Raw genomic sequence first — 20,736 nt, 5'->3', positions numbered from 1 at the left:
AGCGAGGGGGAACCGCTCGTACAATGGGGAGATCATGACTATCCCGCGCAGTGAACCGACGATCATCGCGTCGTCGTCAGCCGCAATCGACCGTGACGGGCGCCAGCGTTCGTACGAGGTCCGCACCTTCGGCTGCCAGATGAACGTCCACGATTCCGAACGTCTCTCGGGCTCGCTCGAAAGTGCGGGATACGTCCGAGCCACGGACGGCGCCGAGGCCGATGTCGTGATCATCAACACGTGCGCAGTTCGCGACAATGCCGCGGGCAAGCTCTACGGGACCCTCGGTCAGCTCGCTTCGGTGAAGCGCCGCAAGGACGGCATGCAGATCGCCGTCGGGGGCTGTCTCGCCCAGATGGACAAGCAAGCGGTTCTCGACAAGGCCCCATGGGTCGATGTGGTCTTCGGCACGCACAACATGGGGTCGCTTCCCGGCCTTCTCGAGAGAGCGCGACACAACGGTGACGCCGAGCTGGAGATCCTCGAGTCGCTCGAGGTGTTTCCCTCGACGCTCCCGACCAAGCGCGACTCTGCGCACAGCGGGTGGGTGTCCATCTCGGTCGGATGCAACAACACGTGCACCTTCTGCATCGTTCCGAGCCTTCGCGGCAAGGAGAAGGACCGCCGTCCGGGTGACATCCTGAACGAGATCCGCCTCCTCGTGGAGGACGGTGCCATCGAGGTCACCCTCCTCGGACAGAACGTCAACTCCTACGGCGTGGAGTTCGGCGATCGCCAGGCATTCGGCAAGCTCCTGCGCGCGGCGGGCGAGATCGAAGGACTCGAGCGCATTCGCTTCACGAGTCCTCACCCGGCTGCGTTCACCGACGACGTGATCGACGCGATGGCTGAGACTCCCACTGTGATGCCGCAGCTTCACATGCCGCTGCAGTCCGGCAGCGATCGCATCCTCAAGTCCATGCGTCGTTCCTATCGCAGTGAGAGGTTCCTCGGAATCCTCGACCGCGTCCGTGATCGCATTCCGCATGCCGCGATCACCACCGACATCATCGTCGGGTTCCCCGGTGAGACCGAGGCGGACTTCGAGGACACGATGCGGGTGGTCGAACAGGCCCGCTTCTCGAGCGCCTTCACCTTCCAGTACTCGATCCGTGAGGGCACACCGGCGGCGACCATGGAAGACCAGGTTCCGAAGGCCGTCGTGCAGGAACGCTACAACCGGCTCATCGCGCTGCAGGAGCGCATCTCGCTCGAAGAGAACCAGAAGCAGATCGGCCGCGAGGTCGAGGTCCTCGTCTCGACGGGCGAGGGCAAGAAGGACGCCGAGACGCATAGGCTGACCGGCCGGGGAGAGGACAACCGCCTCGTGCACTTCGAGGTGACCCCGGGGTCGGCTGTTCCCCGGCCCGGTGACGTCGTCTCGGTGACCATCACCCATGCGGCTCCGTTCCACCTGCTCGCCGATGACCCGACGGGCTCCTCGCTCAAGATCCGTCGCACGCGCGGCGGGGACGCGTGGGATCGCGCCCAGGCGGAATCGTGCGCCGTGCCGGCGCCTGCGGCGCCCGACGGCACGCGGGCGGTGTCTCTCGGCCTGCCGACGCTGCGCGTCGGCAGGTGACCGCTGCTCGCGACGAAGCCGGTATCCAAGGGATGACGGGTACGGAGCCGGGCGGCACGCACGATGCGCCGCGGCTCTGGGCAGTCGTCGGCGCGACGGGGACGGGCAAGAGCGATCTCGCGCTCGATCTCGCCGAGGCGCTACGCCGGCGGGGCAACGCAGCCGAGATCGTGAACGCCGATGCGATGCAGCTCTACCGCGGAATGGACATCGGCACGGCGAAGCTCGCCGCCGCTGACCGACGCGGCATTCCGCACCACCTCTTCGACGTGCGCGAGGTCGACGAGGAAGCGGCGGTCGCCTGGTATCAGCCTCTTGCGCGCTCCGTGATCATCGATATCCAGCGCCGTGGTGCTAACGCCATCCTCGTCGGCGGCTCCGGGCTCTACGTCTCCAGCGTCGTCTTCGACTTCGCCTTCCCGCCGCGCGACCCGGTCATCCGCGCTCGGCTCGAACGCGAGCTCGAGGACGAGGGTGCGGGGGCGATGCTCGACCGGCTGAGAGCGCTCGACCCGGCCACGGCGGCGCGCGTCGACCCCCACAACGGGAGACGGGTGATCCGCGCCCTCGAGGTGCTCGAGCAGGGCAGCGCCACGCACGGTGCCGCTCTGCCGGAACAGCCGTCGCTCTGGCAGGCGGACACCCGACTGATCGGTCTCCATGTCGAGCGCAGCGTCCTCGTCGAACGGCTCGACGCACGGGTCGAACAGATGTGGCGTGCAGGCCTCGTCGACGAGGTGGCGGGGCTCCGGCGGCAAGGGCTCGAGGATGGCGTCACTGCGCAGCGTGCCATCGGCTACTCCCAGGCTCTGGGGCAGATCGACGGGCGGCTCAGTCAAGACGAGGCGATCGCCGAGACGCAGGCCCTCACGCGTCGGTATGCCCGACGTCAGGTGTCCTGGTTCAAGCGGTATCCGGGTCTCACCTGGCACGAACCCCCGGTCGACGCGACGGCACTCGTCGAGTCCTGAGTCGACATCTCCCTCACCGCCATCGCGCGATGTCGGTGACCGATGAGAAGGTGGATGCATGGCCACCCACTTCTACACGGCGAGCAGCCTCGACGGTTTCATCGCGACTGACCAGCACTCCCTCGATTGGCTCCTCAAGCAGGACATCGACGCCGAAGGACCGATGTCCTATGGGGCGTTCGAGAAGACGATCGGGGCGCTGGCCATGGGGGCATCGACCTACAACTGGGTCATGCAGCACGAAGAAGGGCGCTGGGGCTACGAGCAGCCGACCTGGGTGTTCACGCACAGGGAGCTCGAGATTCCCGTCGGCGCCGACGTCCGCAAGGCTCAGGGCGATGTGACCGCCGTTCACTCCGAGATGGTCGCTGCCGCCGGCGGCAAGGATCTGTGGGTCGTCGGCGGCGGAGACCTGGCCGGGCAGTTCGCGGATGCGGGTCTTCTCGATGAGGTGTGGGTGCAGTACGCGCCGGTCACTCTCGGATCCGGGGCGCCCCTGTTGCCGCGGATGCTGGACCTCGAGCTTCTCGACGTGGCTCGCAACCGCAACTTCATGTGCGGGCGTTACCGCGTGCGCCGTGGCTGAGGCGTCAGCTCCTCGGCGCGCAGTCGAGAGCTGGCCGGTCCGGGCGTTCGATCGGGCGGACACCGAGGCGGTTGTCGCGCTCTGGGACGAGGCCGGGCTCACGCGCCCGTGGAACGATCCGCGGCTCGACATCGAGCGCAAGCTCACGGTGCAGCCGGAGCTGTTTCTGGTCGTCGAGAGCGCCGAGCCCGAATCGAGCTCAGCATCGATCCTCGGGACGGTCATGGCCGGCTACGACGGCCACCGCGGCTGGCTCTACTACCTGGCGACCGCCAAGTCGCACCGCCAGCGGGGGATCGCGCGAGCACTCGTGCACGAGGCCGAACGGCTTCTCGTCGCCATGGGCTGCCCGAAGGTGCAGCTCATGGTCAGGGAGGGGAACGAAGGCGTCCTCGGTTTCTACGACGACCTGGGCTACGAACGATTCTCCGTGTCGAACACGGGCAGACGCCTGATCGTCGACGCCTAGCCGAGATCTCTAGACTGGACGAATGGTCGCATTCACCAAAGGGCACGGTACGGGCAACGATTTCGTGATCATCGCCGACCCCGACGGCTCACTGGAACTCAGCTCGGAACAGGTCGCAGTGCTCTGTGACCGGCACCGCGGCATCGGAGCCGACGGCATCCTTCGTGTCGTGCGCTCTGCAGCGATCGTGGACGGGCGGGCGTCACTCGCTGAGGAGCCGGCAGCTGAATGGTTCATGGACTACCGCAACGCCGACGGATCGATCGCCGAGATGTGCGGCAACGGCATCCGCGTCTTCGCGCACTATCTCGTGCGCTCCGGGCTAGCCACGATCCAGCCCGGCTCGACGCTCCCGATCGGAACCCGAGCGGGCGTGCGCGACGTGACCCGCAGTGAGACGGGATATCAGGTGGATCTCGGCCTGTGGAAGCTCTCCGGCGACGACCCTCTTGTCACGGCGGACGGGCTCCCCGTCACGCGCCCGGGGCTGGGCATCGACGTCGGGAATCCTCATGTGGTGGTCGCCCTCGCATCCGAGGCGGAACTCGCCTCACTCGAACTCCACCGTGCTCCGGTGCTCGAACCCACCCCGCCCGCGGGTGCGAACGTCGAGTTCGTCGTCCCGGGTGAGCCGCTTGTGCGGGACGGGATCGGGCACGTCTCGATGCGCGTCTCCGAGCGCGGTGTGGGGAGACTCTCAGCTGTGGCACGGGTGTGGCGGCCACAGCTCTGGCGGTGCGCTACTGGGCAGGTGCGAAGGCGCCCGACAACTGGCGGGTCGAGGTGCCGGGTGGCACGCTCGGCGTGCGCATGTTCCCCGCGGAGGACGGCGAGCACGTCGCGCTGTCCGGCCCCGCGCAGCTCGTGTTCAGCGGCGAGGTCGACCTGATCTGATGGGCGCGACCGGTCCGCTCGATCTGGTCATCTTCGACTGCGACGGAGTCCTCGTCGACAGCGAGCGGCTCTCGATCGAGGTGGACCGGCGGGTGCTCGCCGATCTCGGGTGGGAACTGTCCTCGGACGAGATCGTGCACCGGTTCGTCGGACGTTCTGCCGCCTACTTCCGCTCGGAGATCGAGTCGTTCCTCGGGAGCCCGCTTCGCGATGACTGGGAGGCGACCTATCAGCCGTGGTACGTCGCTGCCTTCGCTGAGCTGATCGCGGTGGACGGCGTCGAGCGCGCACTCGACGAGATCGTGACGGCCACGTGCGTGGCTTCGAGCGGTACCCATGCGAAGATCCGGAGAACGCTCGGGATGACCGGTCTCCTTCCGCGATTCGAGGGAAGGATCTTCAGCGTGGATGACGTGGTCGTCGGTAAGCCCGCCCCGGATCTCTTTCTGCACGCCGCAGATCGGCTCGGGGTGCACCCCGAACACTGCGCGGTCGTCGAGGACAGCCGGTTCGGCGTCCGCGCCGCTCGATCCGCCGGGATGCGGGTATACGGCTACGCCGGCGGGCTCACCCCAGCCGAGTGGCTCGAACAGGAAGGAGCCGTCGTGTTCGCCGACATGCGCGACCTTCCCGACCTTCTCGGTCGCTGATGTCGCTGCGGCGAGACGTCAGACGAGAGCGATCGGCTCGGTGGGTGGGGTGCCGTGCTTGCGCACCTTGAGGATGCGATAGCCCTTGGAGGTCGCGGTGCGGTGCACGCTGAAACCAGGATGGAACGTCGAGCCGATCCACCGTTGCAGCGAATCCGCGCCGAGGTTGCGCTGCACGACGAGCCACGCGTCGCTGCGCTCGTCGAGGCGGGGGATCCACTTCTCGAGCAGGCCGTGAAGCTCGTTCTTGCCGACGCGGATCGGAGGATTCGAGCGGATCGAGCGGAAAGTCACGTCAGCGGGAACATCCTCGGGCAGTGAGGCGTTGACATTCTTGAGACCATGAGCCGCGGCGTTGCGACGCACGAGATCCAGAGCCCGCTCGTTCACATCGACCGCCCATACGGTCGCATGGGGCGCGGCCAATGCCATCGACAGCGTGACCGGTCCCCACCCGCTTCCGAGGTCGAGAAGATGGCCTCCCGGCGGAACCGGAGGCGTGTTTGCGAGAAGGACGGCAGTACCGGCATCCAGCCGATCCGGGCTGAAGACGCCGCCAGCAGTGGTGACGTCCAGCTCTCGGCCTGCGAGCGTCACACGGATCGATCGCAGGTTCTCGGGGCTTGCCGGGGCCGCGGTGAAGTAATGGTCGGACCCCATACCGTGAGCGTAGCGGACAGCGCGGGCTAAGGTTAAGGCTCGCAACAAAACCCAGAGATAAGGGACGGATGACGGAGACCAGCACACACTCCACAGGTGACGAAGCAGTCGATCGCGTTCTCGCGAATGCGGAGAAGCGGACGGAGGCACGAGTCTTCGGCGCCGCTCAGGCGCTGCAGGACCAGTCCACCGCGTCACACGCGTTCTCGGACGGCGACCAGTGGGACCTCGAGGATCGTCATGCGCTGCGGCGCGTCGGCGGTCTCTCCACAGAACTCGAAGACGTCACGGAGGTCGAGTACCGCCAGCTCCGACTCGAGAACGTGGTGCTGGTCGGCGTGTATCCGCAGGGCGCTCAGGAAGACGCGGAGAACTCGCTCCGCGAACTCGCAGCCCTCGCGGAGACCGCAGGAGCCGTCGTCCTCGATGGCGTTCTGCAGAGGCGACCGCACCCGGACGCCGCGACCTACATCGGGCGCGGCAAGGCGCAGGAGCTGAAGGACATCGTGGCGGCCACGGGCGCGGACACCGTGATCGCCGACACGGAACTCGCCCCCAGCCAGCGACGAGCTCTCGAGGACGTGGTCAAGGTCAAGGTCATCGACCGCACCACCGTCATCCTCGACATCTTCAGCCAGCACGCCAAGAGCCGTGAGGGCAAAGCCCAGGTCGAACTCGCGCAGCTCGAGTACCTCCTGCCGCGCCTGCGCGGCTGGGGTGACTCGATGAGCCGTCAGGCGGGTGGCCAGGTCGGTGCCGGTGGTGCCGGAATGGGCTCCCGTGGCCCCGGTGAGACGAAGATCGAGCTCGACCGTCGCCGCATCCGCACCAAGATGGCGCTCCTTCGTCGGCAGATCCGTGACTTCGGCCCGGCGCGAGAGGCCAAGCGTGCCGAGCGCAAGCGCAACACGATTCCTTCCGTGGCCATCGCCGGATACACCAACGCCGGCAAGTCGAGCCTTCTCAACGCTCTCACGAGCGCAGGGGTGCTCGTGGAGAACGCACTGTTCGCGACGCTGGATGCGACGGTCCGCCGCTCGGAGACGTCGGACGGGCGTGTGTACACGCTGACGGACACCGTCGGCTTCGTCCGCAACCTTCCGCACCAGCTCGTCGAGGCTTTCCGATCCACGTTGGAAGAGGTCGGCGACGCCGACGTCGTGCTGCACGTCGTTGACGGATCTCACCCCGATCCCGCCGGTCAACTGCAGACCGTGCGGGACGTCATGGGCGACGTCGGTGTGCGTGATATGCCCGAGCTCGTGGTGTTCAACAAGGCCGATCTGATCGACGACGACGAGCGTCTCGTGCTGCGAGGCCTCGAGCCCACGGCGCATTTCGTCTCATCCCGGTCGGGCGAGGGCATCGAAGAGCTTCGAGCGGCGATCGAAGAGGCGCTTCCGAAGCCGGCCGTGGAGGTGCACGCGGTCGTTCCCTATGACAGGGGTGATCTGGTCGCGGCGATCCACGAGACAGGGATGCTGCTGGCGGTGGACCACAGCGAGCAGGGCACAGTCGTGCACGCGCGTGTGTCGGAGCGACTCGCCGCCGATCTGGCGCCGTTCGCGATCGACGCCTGACCGCTTTGCGGTGCGGTGCGCGGTTCAGCGCGCGACGAATCGCGCCTCGACCGTTGCGGAGATGACGATCTCGTCGGGTTCGTAGTCCATCGACGGCCCGCCCACGTCCTGGGACTCCTGCATCATCGCCCCGCGCATCTTGGGCATGCCCGCGAGCGGCTGAACGGGTGCGGGGGCGATCAGCCCGACATCGGCGATCTCGACGGGAACGACGGAACCGAGTCCGAGCGCTGTGGCGTATGCCTGCGCGCGAGTCACGGCCGCTCCGACGGCCTGCGCCGCGACCTCCCGTTCGACCCGGGACCTCGTCTCGGCGGTGAGGTGCCAGTCGACCCAGCCGACCTCGACACCGTCCCATGCCGAGACCTCGGACACCCAGAGCGAGAGCGCCGAGGCTTCGGCGAACGTCGCAGTCAGATCCACGCCGGCGTAGTGAACGGGCGCGAGCTGCGTGCCCTCCGAGTTCCACGGGCGCTCGGCGCGCACGGACAACCGCTTGCTGGACCAGTCGACCACGATGCCCGTGTCCAGCCGCGCGGTGATGCTCTCGCGCACCGGCTCGGTGAGATGCATCACGCTATCGACCACTCCTGCGCGGTCGGCGCCGTCTGCGCGGACACTGACGTGGATGGTGGCGCGCTCGGGCGCAACTCGCGCCTCGTGCTCGCCGCGGACGGTGACGGTGACTTCGCTCATGTCGTGACTCTACGCCAGGGCATGGAATGGCGAAGGCCTCGCGAACGTTGTAGTCTGTGAGGCTCGGGGACTCCGGTTCCCGGGATGATAAGTACACAGAGTGACAGCGGCTCCTTCGAGAGAAGGACCACGGGGCTGATCGGTTTCGACAGCGCCTGTGAATCCACGAGAAGCGGGCCGAGGATGCAGAGTTATCTCGTAAACGCTCTCTGCAAAAAAATAGTTGCCGAAACCAAGCGCAACGACTTCGCCCTCGCTGCATAAGCGAGCCCGATAGTCCGTCAGGCCGTATGTGATTCCGATACGGATCCTGGCGTCATTTAGGAATCTTGCTGCGTGATGGCGTCTGGACGTCACGTGGGACTCTTCCCAGGCTGGGCTCGTCGACTTAGGTGTCTGTGACAAAGGTCGGAGCCGAGCAGAACGTCTTCACAGACTGCGCCCGGAGAAGGCGTGGAGACTCAGCGTTGGACGGGGGTTCGATTCCCCCAGCTCCACCACGTCGCTGTCACAAGCAAGAAGGCCCGCCTCCCTGGTGATGATCACTAGGGAGGCGGGCCTTTGTATGCGTGATCGGGAATCGACGCGGCTCAGACTCGGCCTAAGGCGCGCCAGGCAGGGTCTCGCAGGGGATGCCGTCGTTGTCGATGTCGAGCTTTGCGACGTCGCCGTAGTAGGGGTAGAACCGGTCGAACCATTCCTTCGCTGCAGCGTAGTTCGCGAAGTCCGTGCAATTCCGCGTGTCCCCGGGGTCCCCCGGTTGCTGAGGCGGTTGAGGTTGCTGAGGCGGCTGAGGGACGGGGATGCCTGAGGACGGTACTCGGAAGTTGTCGCCTTCGTAGATCCACACCCGCCACCACTTGGCGAGGACTGCATCTCGTTCGGCCGCGTCCGCGGTGTAGAAGTGATGAGCCGCGGAGTTCGACCAGAACCGCGCGACGGGAACGGTGCCGGCCTGCGTGGAGTCGGCCGGGTAGACGTAGTACGCGATCCCTTCGTCTTTCCAGATGTTCGGCCACTTGGCGATGACAGCCGCGCGCTCGGTGGGGTCTGCGGTGTAGAAATGCCCCGAGTACGTGCTGCTCCAGAACCTGTAGAGCGGGATGGTTCCGGCGACCCGAGTCGTGAACGCGGTGTACCGCTGCCCCTCGTAGGTCCAGACATTCGGCCAACGGGCGATGATCTGATCGCGCTCCGTCGGGTCAGTGGTGAAGAAGTGCCCCTGGTAGACGGGGCTCCAGAACCGGTACACGCCGACGGGGTCTGGCATCGGCGGCGCGGAGGGCCGTCCGACGGTGGGCGTCGCCGGCATCCAGGCGTCCCACTGGGGGCCGCATTCTTGGAGGAGCGTCTGGATGGCACTCTTCTCGACGGGGTCGACGGACAGGTTCCACCGCCACTTCACCGCGACCCACTCGGAGACATAGGTGCACCGCATCGGCCGGTATGGAGGCAACCAGGATGCAGGATCCTTGTCGGCCTTCGCGGTGTTCACGGCGGCGGTGACCATGGTCAGGGTGCGCTGGTCGTCGAGGTCGTTGGAGTAGCTCTGTCGTTGCGCGTCGGTCCAGGCCCACGCGCCGGACGCCCACGCTTCCTTGAGCGCGACAAGGTGATCCATCTCGATCGCGGCGGGGTCGATGTGCGTGACGTTGTCGTAGTAGGAGAACCACTGACCTCCAGTGACGGTGCACGCGCCGGTGACGGTCGTCGGAATGTCGGACTCCTCGAGCAGCACCTCCTGACGGGTGCGGCATCCGTCCCCGTCGAGATCCGCGCCTTCGAAGAAGAGGTCGCGGTTGTACTTCACGGTGGACGGAGCCTCGACACGCAGCTGATCGAGGAGCGTGCCGACGGGTACCCTTTCCGTCGATGGCGGAGGCGCTGCCACCGCCGCTGACGGAGTGAGCGAGCCTGCGACGACCGCGGTCGCGACGAGGATGGCACTCAGGAACCGATTGCGCATGCCACTCCCTGTGAAATCGGCTCCGCCGTGGAGCCTCGCGCTCAGGATACACACAGAATACCGGTACGCTGTCGAGGTCGTTCGACGGCGCGTGCGTCCGCTGACACGTCCTCCCGCGTCGGTGGTCAGCCGGTGGTGAGCCGGTCGAGAGCGTCCTCTGCGGAGCGGAGATGCTCTTCCGACTCCCGCACTCGCTGCGCGAGCGATTCCTGTTCGGCCTCCGCCTCCTCGGCGTCTTCTCGCGCGCGCTTCGCTTCATGTCGGACCTTCGCCAGGTCGGCTTCGAGTTCACGCTCACGACGTGTGAGGGCTTCGATCCTCACCGCAGCATCGCGGAGTGCTCGGTCGGCCGTCGCCGCTTCGCGTGCCGCAGTGTCGTGAGCCTTCTGGGCTTCTCGGACGGCCCGTTCCGCGTCCCGTCGCTCTCTGCGTGACCGCACCTCGTCGACGGGTGTGGGCGAGATCGCGGGTGGTGCGGGTGCGCCTCCACCCACGAGGGTGTCGGCGATGTCGGCGAACGTGCCGGCCGGTTCCAGCTCGCGCACGAGCCTCGCCGAGGCGACGGCGGCGGCCGCAGTCGGATCGAAGAAGGCCGCGCTGATGGTCTGCTGAACCGCCTCTCTCGTCGAAGCCGTGACGCGCTGTCCGCGCGCTTCAGCGAGCGCAGCGGCATCTGCCGCGAGTCGGCTCGTGAGGGCGCGGCGGTTGCGACCGAGCTGCGCGAGCGCGCGAGCATCCAGGTCCGCCTGAGCTTCGCGGAGCTCTTCGGCGAGTTGAAGCGCTTCTCCGAGTTGCGCGGCGCGCTCGTGTGCGAAGACGTTGACCACCCAGGCGGCGACCGACGGCTTCTTCAGATCGCGAATCTGCGCGGCGAGGCCCGCGTCGTCGGCCTCGGCGGCGCGCGCGTTGCGTGCGCTCACGAACTCTGCAGGTGACCCCGTGTACAGCTCCACTGCGATGTCAGCGAGCGGGGAGTCCATGCGTGCGACGATACACCGCGCAGGATGAGCTCCTCCCTGCCACGTCAGATGCGCGTTCCGAGCCACCTGTGCCAGTATTCTGGTTCGCATGGCAACGCTGTTCTATGGCGCGTCGGACGTTCCGATCCACATCGAGGATCGAGCACTCGCGCATCTGAAGATCGTCATCGCGACCAAGCTCCGCCGTCAGGAGAGCTTCACCCTGTCATGGCGTCATCCCGAGGGAGAGCCCGGCGGACGATCCACCATCTGGATCCATCCGTCCATCCCGCTGCGCTTCACCTTCGACGAGCCGGAGCAGCCTCAGTTGAACCCGCGGTGGATCGACGATCTGATGCAGTCGGTGAACTCGACAGGCGGCATCCTCCTCGTCGACGAGGTGATCGATTCTCCGGTCGAGTGAGCGTCAGCCGGCCCACTCGATCAGGATGAGGCCCTGGCGCGTGTCCGCGAACTTCACCCAGCCGTCGCCGAACAGATACGTCATGCCGTAGCCGTCTTCGTCGGTGCCCATCGCGAACTGCGGGTTCTCGGTGATGTAGATGCCGTCGGGCCCGTCCTCGCGGGTCCAGCCTTCTCCGAGGAGGGAGGTCTGTGCAGCAGTGGCGTCTTCAGCGCTGATCGTCGACCACCCGTAGAGCTGACCGTGATCTGAGGCGACGCTGTAGTCGGCCCAGAAGCAGAGGAGCCCGTCGGCGAGCGTCACGCCACCCACCACGAACTCCTTCTCCTCGAAGGTCCAGCCCTGATCGGTGAGTGCCTGCACGGTTCCGGCCGAGACGATCGTGTCGCAGGCTGGCTCCACCGCCGCGGAGGGTGTGGGAGTGGCTGCCGGCTCCGCAGTCGCCGTGGGGGAGGGCTTCGGCGAGTCGGGGGTGGGCGACGGCGCTCCCTCGGGCGTCGCTGCGCAGGAGACGAGCGCGACGGTGAGCAGGAGCGCACCGAGTGCGGCGGAGGTGAAGCGGTTCATCGCGCGTGCCTTCATCAGGGGTCAGTCGTGCAGAAGTGCGAGGAACGCGTCGTGGAGGATGCCGTTGGTGGCCAGCGCCGAAAGGTCGGAGATCGTCTCTGCGCCGTCGAAACCGGTCATCCGACCGCCCGCCTCGCGCACGATCGGGACTGCGGCCGCGACGTCGTACTCCTTGACGCCGAATTCCGCGACCATGTCGATCCGCCCCTCGGCCAGGAGCATGTAGGCGTAGATGTCTCCGTAGGCACGGTCGCGCCATACCCGGTCGGCCAGCTTCAGCAGTTGGTCGAGGTGACCGGACTCAGCCCACTGGGTGATGCTCTGGAAGCTCACGCTCGCGTCGTCGAGAGACGACACGGAGGATGCCGAGACGCGGCGCGGTTCGGCATCCGTCGCCGTCCATGCCCCTGACCCTGACGCCGCCCACCAGCGGCGTCCGATCGCGGGCATGCTGACCACTCCGACCTGCGGTACGCCGTCGACCGCGAGGGCGATCATCGTGCCCCACAGCGGCACTCCGCGGAGGAAGTTCGCGGTGCCGTCGATGGGATCGATGATCCACTGCCGATGGGTGCTGCCCTCAGCGCCGAACTCCTCGCCGAAGATGCCGTCGTCGGGCCGTTCGATCGACAGGATGGCGCGGATCGCCCGTTCGGTGGCGAGGTCCGCATCGGTGACATGCGAATTGTCCGCTTTGGTCGAGATCTCCAGGTCGGAGCTGTCGAACCGGGGGAGCGACTGCGCATCTGCGGCGTCGGCGAGTCGAAGGGCGAGTGCGAGGTCGCGAGAGAAGTCGTCGACGCGGGGGGAGGCGGTCACATCTCCAGGATAACCGCCCCGCCCGGGGACCCGAGGGCTCGTGACACGGGGCGACACGCGCGGCGAACACGTGGGACCCGACTCGATTTCGCACCGCGGCGATCGGCTGGTAATGTAATTCCTCGGCCGGGGAATACCGCGCCACGCACCTCTAGCTCAATCGGCAGAGCAACTGACTCTTAATCAGTGGGTTCTCGGTTCAAGTCCGAGGGGGTGCACGGATCAGCCTCGATGACTCTCGCCAGTCATCGGGGCTTTTCTGCGTCGCGGTGATGCCGCCGACAGCGCTTTCCGTGCGCTAGTTTGATGCAAACGCTAAGGGGTGGCGATGCGCGCACGGGTGAAGAGATTCGCAGTCGGAGCGATCGTGGCCGTCTGCAGTCTTCCGCTCACCGCATGCTCGGCTGGGCTCGAGACGAGCATCGCCTACACGGCCTCTTCGGTGACGCTGGCCCCGGATGAGGCGCTCGTGGTCGACTTCGGTGACATCAATCCCACCGTCGGTGAGGAGTGGGTGCTGACGCGGGAGCCCGATCCGGCGGTTCTGGGACCGGGCGACGAGCGGTCGCGGTACCTGGGCGAGGAGGGTGAGACCGGAGCGCCGAGCGCGCTCACCTACCGCTTCGCGCCCGTGGGTGAGGGAACCACCGTGATCCAGTTCGAGTACCGATTCCGCGGCGCCGTTCCCGAGGACCTCGACGACCAGAAGACCGCGGAGATCACGGTCACCGTCAAGTAGGTCGATCAGGCGACTGCGATGACAGCGCCGCCGGTGGGCCTGCTGCGCTCTGAGAGGTCGCTCATCGCCCCACGGTATCGAACGCAGCAGGCTGGCGGGTCACCCGGCGTCGCCGAGCAGGATGGCCTGCGCGTCCTCGATCGCGGCGTCGTCGGGCTCGTCGTCGATGTGAGCGAGGATCTTCCTGCCGAAGAAGATCGTCGCCGCTGCGATGAGCACGGCGAGAGCGGCGACCAGATACGGGATCGTCGCGTTGAACGCGTGCCAGAGAGCCGCTGCGAGGGGCGGCGCGATGGCTCCGCCGAGGAACCTCACCGACGAGTACGCCGACGATGCGACCGAGCGGGGCAGGTCCGTGGCCTCCATCACCGCTTCGGTGAGCACGGTGTTCATCACACCCAGCAGCAGTCCGCCGATGACGATGCACACGACCAGCGCAGTGGCGGATTCGACCAGCAGGCCGGCGATGATCAGATCCACGGCGAGAAGCGGCAGGACGGTGAGGATCACGCTCGTGCGGGACATCCGGCGCATGAGCAGGGGAGCCACCCAGACGCTCGTGATGGCGAGGGCGAGGCCCCAGCCGAAGAACGTGAAGCCGATCCCCATGGCTCCGAATCCCAGAGGGAACGGCGAGAACGCGAGCAGGATGAAGAAGCCGATGTTGTAGAAGAAGGCCGCGATCGCGAGAATCGCGAGTGCAGGACGACCCAGGGCCCTGAAGGGCGCCGAGAACGGGATGGGCGCGCGCTTGTCCTCGGGGCCGCGCAGAAGCACGAGCACGGCGAGGAAGGCGATCGCCATGAGCACCACCACTCCGAAGAACGGGGCGCGCCAGCTCTGCTCGCCCAGCAGGCCGCCCAGAAGCGGACCGATGGCGATACCGAGCCCGAGGGCTGCCTCGTAGAGGACGATCGCAGCTGAGCTGCCCCCCGATGCCGCGCCCACGATCGTCGCGAGAGCGGTGGAGATGAACAGCGCGTTGCCCAGACCCCATCCTGCGCGGAAGCCGATGACCGCGTCGACGCTGCCGCTGAGCGCGCAGAGCAGGGCGAACACCACGATGAGCGCCAGCCCGATCAGAAGCGTCTTCTTGGCGCCGATGCGGCTCGAGATCCAGCTGGTCACGAGCATCGCGAGACCGGTGACCGCGAGATAGCTCGTGAACAGGAGCTCCGTCTCGAACGGGGTCGCCTGCAGGGATTCCGCGATCGCGGGGAGGATGGGATCCACGAGGCCGATGCCCATGAATGCGACGACGCACGCGAAGGCGACGGCCCAGACCTGGGCTGGTTGCTTCCACACTGAGGTGGCGGGGGTGTTCACGCTGCTGCTCCTGTCGAGTCGGTGGTGGTGTGCGCCGCGAGGATCTCGGCGGCGCGCGTCAGGATGCTCCATTCGTCGCCGTCGAGGTCGGCGAAGCGAGGGGCGAGCGTGTCACGGAACTCTTCGCGCCATGACTGCAGCGCGCGGGACCCGGCCACGGTGATGGCGACGGCGGTCGCGCGAGAGTCCTCGGCGACGGGGGAGCGAAGGACCAATCCCTCGCGCTCGAGATTCCCGATGAGCCGGGTCATCCCGGGCTGGGTCGTGCGTGCGGCTGCCGCGAGCTCTCCGACCCGCTTGGGCCCGGACTGCTCGAGCAGACTCAGCACCCGCCACTGCGCGGCAGGCGCATCATTGCCGGCGTCCTGTGCGGCGATCCGGCCGAGCGCATACCCGGAGAGCACGAGCGAGGGGATGACATCCTGACGATTCATACCAGAAAGTATATACCCACTGGTATGTATAAGTCGGGGTCAGCGCCGAGCCCCCGCGATCCGAGCCGAGAGCTGGTGCGCATGGGCGAGGAGCGTCCTGCCCAGCTCGCCGATCCGATCAGGGCCGAAGCGGAATCCCACGCCGGTCAGGCTCAAGGCCCATTCCGGTCGACCCGAGCGATCGAAGACCGCCGCGCCGAGACCCCAGCTGCCCTCCACGATCAGCCCCGGATTCACCGCATAGCCTCTCTCCTTCGTCTCGGCCAGCCGTGTTCGCAGAGGTGCGGCGCCGTGAGATCTGCCCCAGTTGGCCTCGAGCTCCGGATGACGCTCCAGGTAGGCGTCCACATCGTGGTCAGGGAGGAATGCCAGGATGGCGAGCCCGGCGCTTGCCACGCCGAGCGGAAACCGCACGCCCTCGCTCAGCACGAATGACCGGATCGGGAAGGAGCCCTCCTCGCGGACGAGGCACACCGTCTCATCGGCACGGCGCACCGAGAGGAAGGCGCTCTCCTCGGTCTTGACCGCGAGCGAGCGGACGATATCACGCCCCAGTGCAGTCACGTCGTAGCGGGCTGCGGCGACGGATCCCATGAGATAGAGCTCCGGCCCGGGCATCCAGCGCGTGGTGGACTCGTCGCGGTCGACCAGACCCTCGGCGCGAAGTGCGGAGAGCAGGCGATGCGCGGTCGAGCGGGACAACCCGGCGGACGCGGACAGCTCCTGGAGCGACGCACCGTCGTGGCCGCTGGAGGTCACGAGCCTCAAGAGCTTCGCGGCGCGCGCGATCGCCTGCGTTCCGGGAATCGAGGCGGAGGGTTCCATAATGTGGACGCTATTCGTTGATGTGTCCACATCGCAAGAATGTTCTTCCCTCGAGGATGCCGGAGAGCGGATGCTGAAGGAACGAGCGTCATTCGAAGGAGCATGCGTGATCGACAAACAGTGGGCGAGCGCCGAAGAAGCGGTCGCAGACATCGAGGACGGTGCGTCTCTCGCCGTCGGAGGATTCGGGCTCTCCGGGAATCCGACTGCGCTCATCGACGCACTGCTCGCCCGGGGCACGAGCGGGCTCAGCATCGTCAGCAATAACTGCGGAGTGGACGACTGGGGGCTCGGCATCCTGCTCGCCGCTCGCCGGATCCGCAAGATGACCTCGTCCTACGTCGGGGAGAACAAGGAGTTCGAACGGCAGTTCCTCTCCGGCGAACTCGAGCTCGAGCTGACACCGCAGGGAACCCTCGCCGAGAAGCTCAGGGCGGGAGGGTCTGGGATCGCCGCATTCTTCACCCAGACCGGCGTCGGCACGCAGGTCGCCGAGGGTGGGCTCCCGCGACGCTACAACGCCGACGGCAGCATCGCGGTGGCGTCTCCGGCGAAGGATGTTCGTACCTTCGACACCGCGGCAGGGCCGCGTGAGTATGTGCTCGAAGAGGCCATCACCACCGATTTCGCGCTGGTGCATGCGCTGGCGGGGGACAGGCACGGGAATCTGATCTTCAACAAGGCGGCGCGCAACTTCAACCCGCTCGCGGGGATGGCCGGACGAATCTGCATCGCGCAGGTGGAGCAGCTCGTCGAACCGGGGGAGCTGGATCCGGACCGCGTCCATCTGCCGGGTGTCTTCGTGCACCGCGTCGTCGAGGTCGGCACCGACATCCCGAAGCGCATCGAACGTCGAACCGTCACGCCGGAAGGAGTCTGACATGGCGCTCACACGCGATGAGATGGCCGCTCGCGCTGCCGCAGAGCTGCGGGACGGCTCCTATGTCAACCTCGGCATCGGGCTGCCCACGCTCGTGCCGAACCACGTGCCCGACGGCGTGACCGTCGTGCTGCAATCCGAGAACGGCATCCTCGGCGTCGGACCGTACCCGCACGAGGGCGCGGTGGATCCGGACCTGATCAACGCGGGCAAAGAGACCGTCACGGTGCTGGCCGGTGCCGCGTACTTCGACTCCGCGACGAGTTTCGGCATGATCAGAGGCGGCAAGATCGACGCGGCGATCCTCGGCGCCATGCAGGTGTCCGCCACCGGAGACCTCGCGAACTGGATGATCCCAGGCAAGATGGTGAAGGGACCCGGCGGCGCGATGGATCTCGTGCACGGTGCCGCGCGCGTCATCGTGCTGATGGAGCACACCGCGAAGGACGGATCGGCGAAGATCGTGCACGACTGCTCGCTTCCACTCACAGGCCGCGGGGTCGTCGATCGCATCATCACCGACCTGGCGGTGATCGACGTGACACCGGACGGTCTCTCGCTCGTCGAGCTCGCACCGGGCGTGACGGTGGAGCAGGTCGTGGCGGCGACGGAGCCGACACTCACGGTCCCCGAAGAACTGCACGACCGATGAACGCACAGAACGGAGAGGCGGAGATGAACGCCCCAGACCACTCGAGCGACGCGGACGTCGTGATCGTCGCCGCGGCACGCACTCCCCAGGGCCGCCTCAAGGGACAGCTGGCGAGCTTCAGCGCGCCGGAGCTCGGCGCATTCGCGATCCGAGGTGCCCTGGAACAGGGGTCCATCGATCCCTCGGACGTGGACGCCGTGATCGTCGGCCAGGTCCTCGCGGCCGGCTCGGGACAGAACGCAGCGAGACAGGCGGCGATCGGAGCCGGTATCGGCTGGGACGTTCCCGCCCATTCCGTGAACAAGGTGTGCCTCTCAGGTCTCACGGCGATCATCGACGCGGCTCGGATGATCCGGACGGGAGACGCGGCGGTCGTCGTCGCGGCGGGCATGGAATCCATGACCAGGGCTCCGCACCTGCTCATGGGGTCGCGGGACGGATGGACGTACGGCAGCGTGGAGGTGCTCGATCACATGGCCCACGACGGCCTCACCGACGCGTACGACAAAGAGAGCATGGGCGCGTCCACCGAGCGCCACAACGCCCGCTACGAGCTGACGCGCGGGGCTCAGGATCAGGTGGCGGCGCTGTCGCATCAGCGTGCTTCGGCGGCTCAGGCCGCCGGCGTCTTCGACGATGAGATCGTGTCCGTCGCCGTTCCCCAGCGGCGGGGGAGCCGACGCTCGTCACCGCCGATGAGGGCATCAGGCCCGACACGACCGTCGAGTCTCTCGCGGGCCTTCGGGCGGCGTTCGCCGAGGGCGGCTCGATCACGGCCGGCAATTCGTCTCAGATCTCCGACGGAGCGTCGGCGGTCGTCGTGACGACCCGCGCCACGGCGGTCACCAGAGGCTGGCCGGTGCTCGTCACCGTCGGCGCCAGCGGGCAGACCGCAGGGCCGGACAACTCGCTGCAGGCGCAGCCCGCGCGGGCCATCGAACGCGCGTGCGAGAAGCAGGGCATCACAGCCGCAGACCTCGATGTCGTCGAGATCAACGAGGCCTTCGGAGCGGTCGTCGCCCGATCGCAGCTCGAGCTCGGGCTCTCCAGCGACATCGTGAACGTCCACGGCGGCGGCATCGCGATCGGTCATCCGATCGGCGCGTCAGGCACACGTCTGGTCGTCCACATGGCACACGAACTCGCTCGCAGAGGAAGCGGCGTCGCGGCTGTGGGGCTGTGCGGAGGAGGCGGTCAGGGCGAGGCGCTGATCCTCACCCGCTGAGACTCAGCGCTTGATCGGCTTGACGCCCTCGGAGCGCTGCTTCTTGGCTTCCTTCTCGCGCTCCTTCTGCTGCTTGGCATAGACCGGCGAATCGGGCGACACGGGGCGACCCTGCTTCGCGCGGCGGGTGTCGATGACAGCGCCGATCGACAGCGCGAGCGTGATTCCCCAGCTCACCCACGCGAGGGCGGAGCGCCAGGTGATCTTGGTGTCGCGGGATCCGCGGAGCAGAGTGACGCCCGTCATGATCGCGCCGACGATTCCGGTGCCCGAGAGGTAGTTCATGACTTCACGCTACCCGTCGACGGCTGCGTCGCGCCCCGCCTTGACAACTCGGCGGGGAATCTGTCAGAGCCGTTCGCCGATGAGGCGGCCCGGGAACCCAGGCGTCGTCCCGCCGACCGCGATACCATGGAAGGGTCGCGGCTGGTCCGCGGCCGCAATCCGTGTATCTACCGGCCGCCGGCTTCCCGGCGGACAGCGGCGGCACCCGACCCCGCGTCCGTGGACGCGCGAGAGCCCATGACACACGCAACTCCCATTCCCGAGCACCCTGCCCCGATCCCCGCGGCTGAGGAGCGAGGACTGCTCCGCATCGCGGGGCTCCCGTATTTCATCATCGCGTTCATCGCCCGGCTTCCGTTCGCGATGATGGTCGTCGGAGTGCTCACGGTCGTCGTCTCGGCGCGCGGTTCGCTCTCGCTCGGCGGACTCACCTCCGCGGCCGTCGGACTCGGCACAGCATGCTTCGGACCTCTGCTCGGCGCCGCCGCCGATCGGTTCGGACAGCGCATGGTGCTGCTGATCCTGGCGATCGCCAACGGGGCGATGCTGGTGCTCTTCACCGTCGTCGTCTACACGGGGGAGCGGACGCGCTGGTGCTGATATCCGCGTTCGGCATCGGCGCCACCGCTCCGCAGGTCGCTCCGATGTCTCGATCCAGACTCGTGACGATGATCGCCGATCGGATGCCTGAGGCGGCGCGCACGCGCACCGTCTCGGGGACCATGGCGTATGAGTCCGCCGCCGATGAGACCGTGTTCGTGTTCGGCCCGTTCATCGTCGGCATCCTCGCCTCCGCCATCGCGCCGTGGGCCCCGCTCATCGGTGCGGCGGTGCTCACGGTCGTGTTCGTGGGCGCGTTCGCCCTGCATCCGAGCGCGCGTGTCGTCTCGGTGCACCGAGGCGAGGACGGGCGGGCGCCGTCGGCCGTGACCGAGCTCTTCAGCCCGCGTCTGCTGATCGTCGTCGTCGGCATCCTCGGCGTCGGCATGTTCTTCGGCACGATGCTCACATCGCTCACCTCCTTCATGGCGGACCGCGGCGCCGCAGAACAGGCAGGGCTCCTCTACGGCGTGATGGGTGTCGGGTCGGCGATTCTCGCGCTCGGCGTCGCGTGGCTCCCGGTGCGGTTCTCGCTCCGCGCGCGCTGGCTGCTCTTCGCCGGCATCCTGCTCGGCGGAAGCCTGCTGCTGCTCCTCGTCGACTCGCCGGCGACCATGATGATCGCTCTCGGGATCATGGGGATCGGCATCGGCCCGACCCTCGTCACGCAGTACAGCTTCGGGGCTGCGCGCAGCCCTCTGGGGCGCTCGGCGACCGTGATGACGATGCTCGGCTCGGGGATCGTCGTCGGCCAGTCCCTCGGCGCGGCCGTGGCGGGAGAGCTCGCCGAGAGCGCGGGAACGACCAGCGCTCTCGTGCTGCCGATCATCTCTGCGGCGATAGCCTTCGTCGCCGGGCTTGTCAACTGGTGGCTGAGCGGCACCCGACCTCGCGTAGCCTCGGTCTGAGCTTCTGTAGCCTGAGGAGCACCCCCACTGCATCGTCAG

22 protein-coding genes, 1 tRNA gene, 1 other RNA gene and 2 pseudogenes are annotated in these 20,736 nt (G+C 67.3%); 16 read left to right on the top strand and 10 right to left on the bottom strand.

What is annotated here, in order from left to right:
- Positions 1 to 34 precede the first annotated feature (34 nt).
- The 6 genes and pseudogenes from miaB (at position 35) to ACZZ93_RS03605 (ending at position 5,152) form a co-directional block, all read left to right on the top strand.
- Positions 35 to 1,582, top strand: coding sequence for a tRNA (N6-isopentenyl adenosine(37)-C2)-methylthiotransferase MiaB (gene miaB, locus ACZZ93_RS03630; protein ID WP_463510484.1), 1,548 nt, complete (start codon positions 35 to 37; stop codon positions 1,580 to 1,582).
- Positions 1,583 to 1,614: 32 nt separating this feature from the next.
- Positions 1,615 to 2,553 carry a tRNA (adenosine(37)-N6)-dimethylallyltransferase MiaA gene (miaA, locus tag ACZZ93_RS03625; protein ID WP_463511719.1) on the top strand — a complete coding sequence of 313 codons (939 nt, stop codon included), beginning with the start codon at positions 1,615 to 1,617 and terminating at the stop codon, positions 2,551 to 2,553.
- 58 nt (positions 2,554 to 2,611) lie between these two features.
- Positions 2,612 to 3,139 carry a dihydrofolate reductase family protein gene (locus ACZZ93_RS03620; protein WP_463510483.1) on the top strand — a complete coding sequence of 176 codons (528 nt, stop codon included), beginning with the start codon at positions 2,612 to 2,614 and terminating at the stop codon, positions 3,137 to 3,139.
- Positions 3,132 to 3,608, top strand: coding sequence for a GNAT family acetyltransferase (locus ACZZ93_RS03615; protein WP_463510482.1), 477 nt, complete (start codon positions 3,132 to 3,134; stop codon positions 3,606 to 3,608). Before ACZZ93_RS03620 ends, ACZZ93_RS03615 begins: the two co-directional genes overlap by 8 nt.
- A gap of 22 nt (positions 3,609 to 3,630) precedes the next feature.
- A pseudogene (gene dapF, locus ACZZ93_RS03610) lies at positions 3,631 to 4,502 on the top strand (diaminopimelate epimerase).
- Positions 4,502 to 5,152 (top strand): HAD family hydrolase, encoded by a 651-nt coding sequence (locus ACZZ93_RS03605; RefSeq protein WP_463510481.1) that lies wholly within the window; start codon positions 4,502 to 4,504, stop codon positions 5,150 to 5,152. Before dapF ends, ACZZ93_RS03605 begins: the two are co-directional and overlap by 1 nt.
- Positions 5,153 to 5,170: 18 nt before the next feature.
- On the opposite strand, the gene ACZZ93_RS03600 is transcribed toward ACZZ93_RS03605, so the two are convergent.
- Positions 5,171 to 5,812, bottom strand: a complete 642-nt coding sequence (locus ACZZ93_RS03600) for a class I SAM-dependent methyltransferase (RefSeq protein ID WP_053095844.1) — start codon at positions 5,810 to 5,812, stop codon at positions 5,171 to 5,173.
- A 68-nt stretch (positions 5,813 to 5,880) separates the two neighbouring features.
- On the opposite strand from ACZZ93_RS03600, the gene hflX reads away from it, so the two are divergent.
- Positions 5,881 to 7,392 carry a GTPase HflX gene (gene hflX, locus ACZZ93_RS03595; protein WP_053095845.1) on the top strand — a complete coding sequence of 504 codons (1,512 nt, stop codon included), beginning with the start codon at positions 5,881 to 5,883 and terminating at the stop codon, positions 7,390 to 7,392.
- 24 nt (positions 7,393 to 7,416) lie between these two features.
- Here the strand turns inward: hflX and ACZZ93_RS03590 are convergent, their stop codons facing one another.
- On the bottom strand, positions 7,417 to 8,088 hold the full coding sequence (locus ACZZ93_RS03590; protein WP_053095846.1) for an SIMPL domain-containing protein: 672 nt from the start codon (positions 8,086 to 8,088) through the stop codon (positions 7,417 to 7,419).
- 131 nt (positions 8,089 to 8,219) lie between these two features.
- Between ACZZ93_RS03590 and ssrA the strand changes: the two genes are divergently transcribed.
- Positions 8,220 to 8,588, top strand: a transfer-messenger RNA (tmRNA) gene (gene ssrA / locus ACZZ93_RS03585).
- Positions 8,589 to 8,689: 101 nt separating this feature from the next.
- On the opposite strand, the gene ACZZ93_RS03580 is transcribed toward ssrA, so the two are convergent.
- Positions 8,690 to 10,054, bottom strand: coding sequence for a GmrSD restriction endonuclease domain-containing protein (locus ACZZ93_RS03580; protein WP_463510480.1), 1,365 nt, complete (start codon positions 10,052 to 10,054; stop codon positions 8,690 to 8,692).
- Between the two features lie 125 nt (positions 10,055 to 10,179).
- Entirely contained in the window at positions 10,180 to 11,034 is an 855-nt protein-coding gene (locus ACZZ93_RS03575; RefSeq protein WP_463510479.1) for a transposase, read from the bottom strand.
- An 88-nt stretch (positions 11,035 to 11,122) separates the two neighbouring features.
- On the opposite strand from ACZZ93_RS03575, the gene ACZZ93_RS03570 reads away from it, so the two are divergent.
- Positions 11,123 to 11,437: a DUF7882 family protein gene (locus ACZZ93_RS03570; protein ID WP_285362958.1), complete on the top strand. Its 315-nt coding sequence runs from the start codon at positions 11,123 to 11,125 to the stop codon at positions 11,435 to 11,437.
- A gap of 3 nt (positions 11,438 to 11,440) precedes the next feature.
- Here the strand turns inward: ACZZ93_RS03570 and ACZZ93_RS03565 are convergent, their stop codons facing one another.
- On the bottom strand, positions 11,441 to 12,004 hold the full coding sequence (locus ACZZ93_RS03565) for a hypothetical protein (RefSeq protein WP_056279038.1): 564 nt from the start codon (positions 12,002 to 12,004) through the stop codon (positions 11,441 to 11,443).
- Positions 12,005 to 12,025: 21 nt separating this feature from the next.
- Positions 12,026 to 12,823, bottom strand: a complete 798-nt coding sequence (hisN, locus tag ACZZ93_RS03560; protein ID WP_053095850.1) for a histidinol-phosphatase — start codon at positions 12,821 to 12,823, stop codon at positions 12,026 to 12,028.
- 145 nt (positions 12,824 to 12,968) lie between these two features.
- Between hisN and ACZZ93_RS03555 the strand changes: the two genes are divergently transcribed.
- Together ACZZ93_RS03555 and ACZZ93_RS03550 are read left to right on the top strand one after the other, a co-directional pair.
- Positions 12,969 to 13,041, top strand: a tRNA-Lys gene (locus ACZZ93_RS03555).
- 149 nt (positions 13,042 to 13,190) lie between these two features.
- On the top strand, positions 13,191 to 13,562 hold the full coding sequence (locus ACZZ93_RS03550; protein WP_363522920.1) for a protease inhibitor I42 family protein: 372 nt from the start codon (positions 13,191 to 13,193) through the stop codon (positions 13,560 to 13,562).
- 99 nt (positions 13,563 to 13,661) lie between these two features.
- Here the strand turns inward: ACZZ93_RS03550 and ACZZ93_RS03545 are convergent, their stop codons facing one another.
- The 3 genes from ACZZ93_RS03545 to ACZZ93_RS03535 are packed head-to-tail and all read right to left on the bottom strand — an operon-like array spanning position 13,662 to position 16,147.
- The gene (locus ACZZ93_RS03545) at positions 13,662 to 14,888 is read right to left on the bottom strand and encodes an MFS transporter (protein WP_463510478.1); all 1,227 of its coding nucleotides are present in this window, start codon (positions 14,886 to 14,888) and stop codon (positions 13,662 to 13,664) included.
- Positions 14,885 to 15,322 carry a MarR family winged helix-turn-helix transcriptional regulator gene (locus ACZZ93_RS03540; RefSeq protein WP_230100565.1) on the bottom strand — a complete coding sequence of 146 codons (438 nt, stop codon included), beginning with the start codon at positions 15,320 to 15,322 and terminating at the stop codon, positions 14,885 to 14,887. Before ACZZ93_RS03540 ends, ACZZ93_RS03545 begins: the two co-directional genes overlap by 4 nt.
- A 39-nt stretch (positions 15,323 to 15,361) precedes the next feature.
- Positions 15,362 to 16,147, bottom strand: coding sequence for an IclR family transcriptional regulator (locus ACZZ93_RS03535; protein ID WP_230100564.1), 786 nt, complete (start codon positions 16,145 to 16,147; stop codon positions 15,362 to 15,364).
- A gap of 106 nt (positions 16,148 to 16,253) precedes the next feature.
- Here ACZZ93_RS03535 and ACZZ93_RS03530 point away from each other — a divergent pair, with 106 nt between their 5' ends.
- The 3 genes and pseudogenes from ACZZ93_RS03530 to ACZZ93_RS03520 all read left to right on the top strand — a co-directional run bounded on the left by ACZZ93_RS03530 (position 16,254) and on the right by ACZZ93_RS03520 (position 18,904).
- Positions 16,254 to 17,027 (top strand): CoA transferase subunit A, encoded by a 774-nt coding sequence (locus ACZZ93_RS03530; RefSeq protein ID WP_463510477.1) that lies wholly within the window; start codon positions 16,254 to 16,256, stop codon positions 17,025 to 17,027.
- A 1-nt stretch (position 17,028) separates the two neighbouring features.
- Entirely contained in the window at positions 17,029 to 17,679 is a 651-nt protein-coding gene (locus tag ACZZ93_RS03525) for a CoA transferase subunit B (protein WP_187249537.1), read from the top strand.
- Positions 17,680 to 17,702: 23 nt separating this feature from the next.
- Positions 17,703 to 18,904: pseudogene (locus ACZZ93_RS03520) on the top strand (acetyl-CoA C-acetyltransferase).
- Between the two features lie 3 nt (positions 18,905 to 18,907).
- Here ACZZ93_RS03520 and ACZZ93_RS03515 read toward each other — a convergent pair.
- A complete protein-coding gene (locus ACZZ93_RS03515) occupies positions 18,908 to 19,189 on the bottom strand; it encodes a hypothetical protein (protein WP_053095855.1) in 282 nt (93 codons plus the stop codon).
- Positions 19,190 to 19,426: 237 nt separating this feature from the next.
- Here ACZZ93_RS03515 and ACZZ93_RS03510 point away from each other — a divergent pair, with 237 nt between their 5' ends.
- Positions 19,427 to 19,789, top strand: a complete 363-nt coding sequence (locus ACZZ93_RS03510) for a hypothetical protein (protein WP_463510476.1) — start codon at positions 19,427 to 19,429, stop codon at positions 19,787 to 19,789.
- The gene (locus ACZZ93_RS03505) at positions 19,783 to 20,697 is read left to right on the top strand and encodes an MFS transporter (protein ID WP_463510475.1); all 915 of its coding nucleotides are present in this window, start codon (positions 19,783 to 19,785) and stop codon (positions 20,695 to 20,697) included. The genes ACZZ93_RS03510 and ACZZ93_RS03505 overlap by 7 nt, the downstream gene beginning before the upstream one ends.
- Positions 20,698 to 20,736: the final 39 nt, after the last annotated feature.

The sequence above is a fragment of the Microbacterium sp. AC026 genome, assembly GCF_979258475.1.
This window is presented reverse-complemented; position numbering and strand designations above follow the sequence as displayed.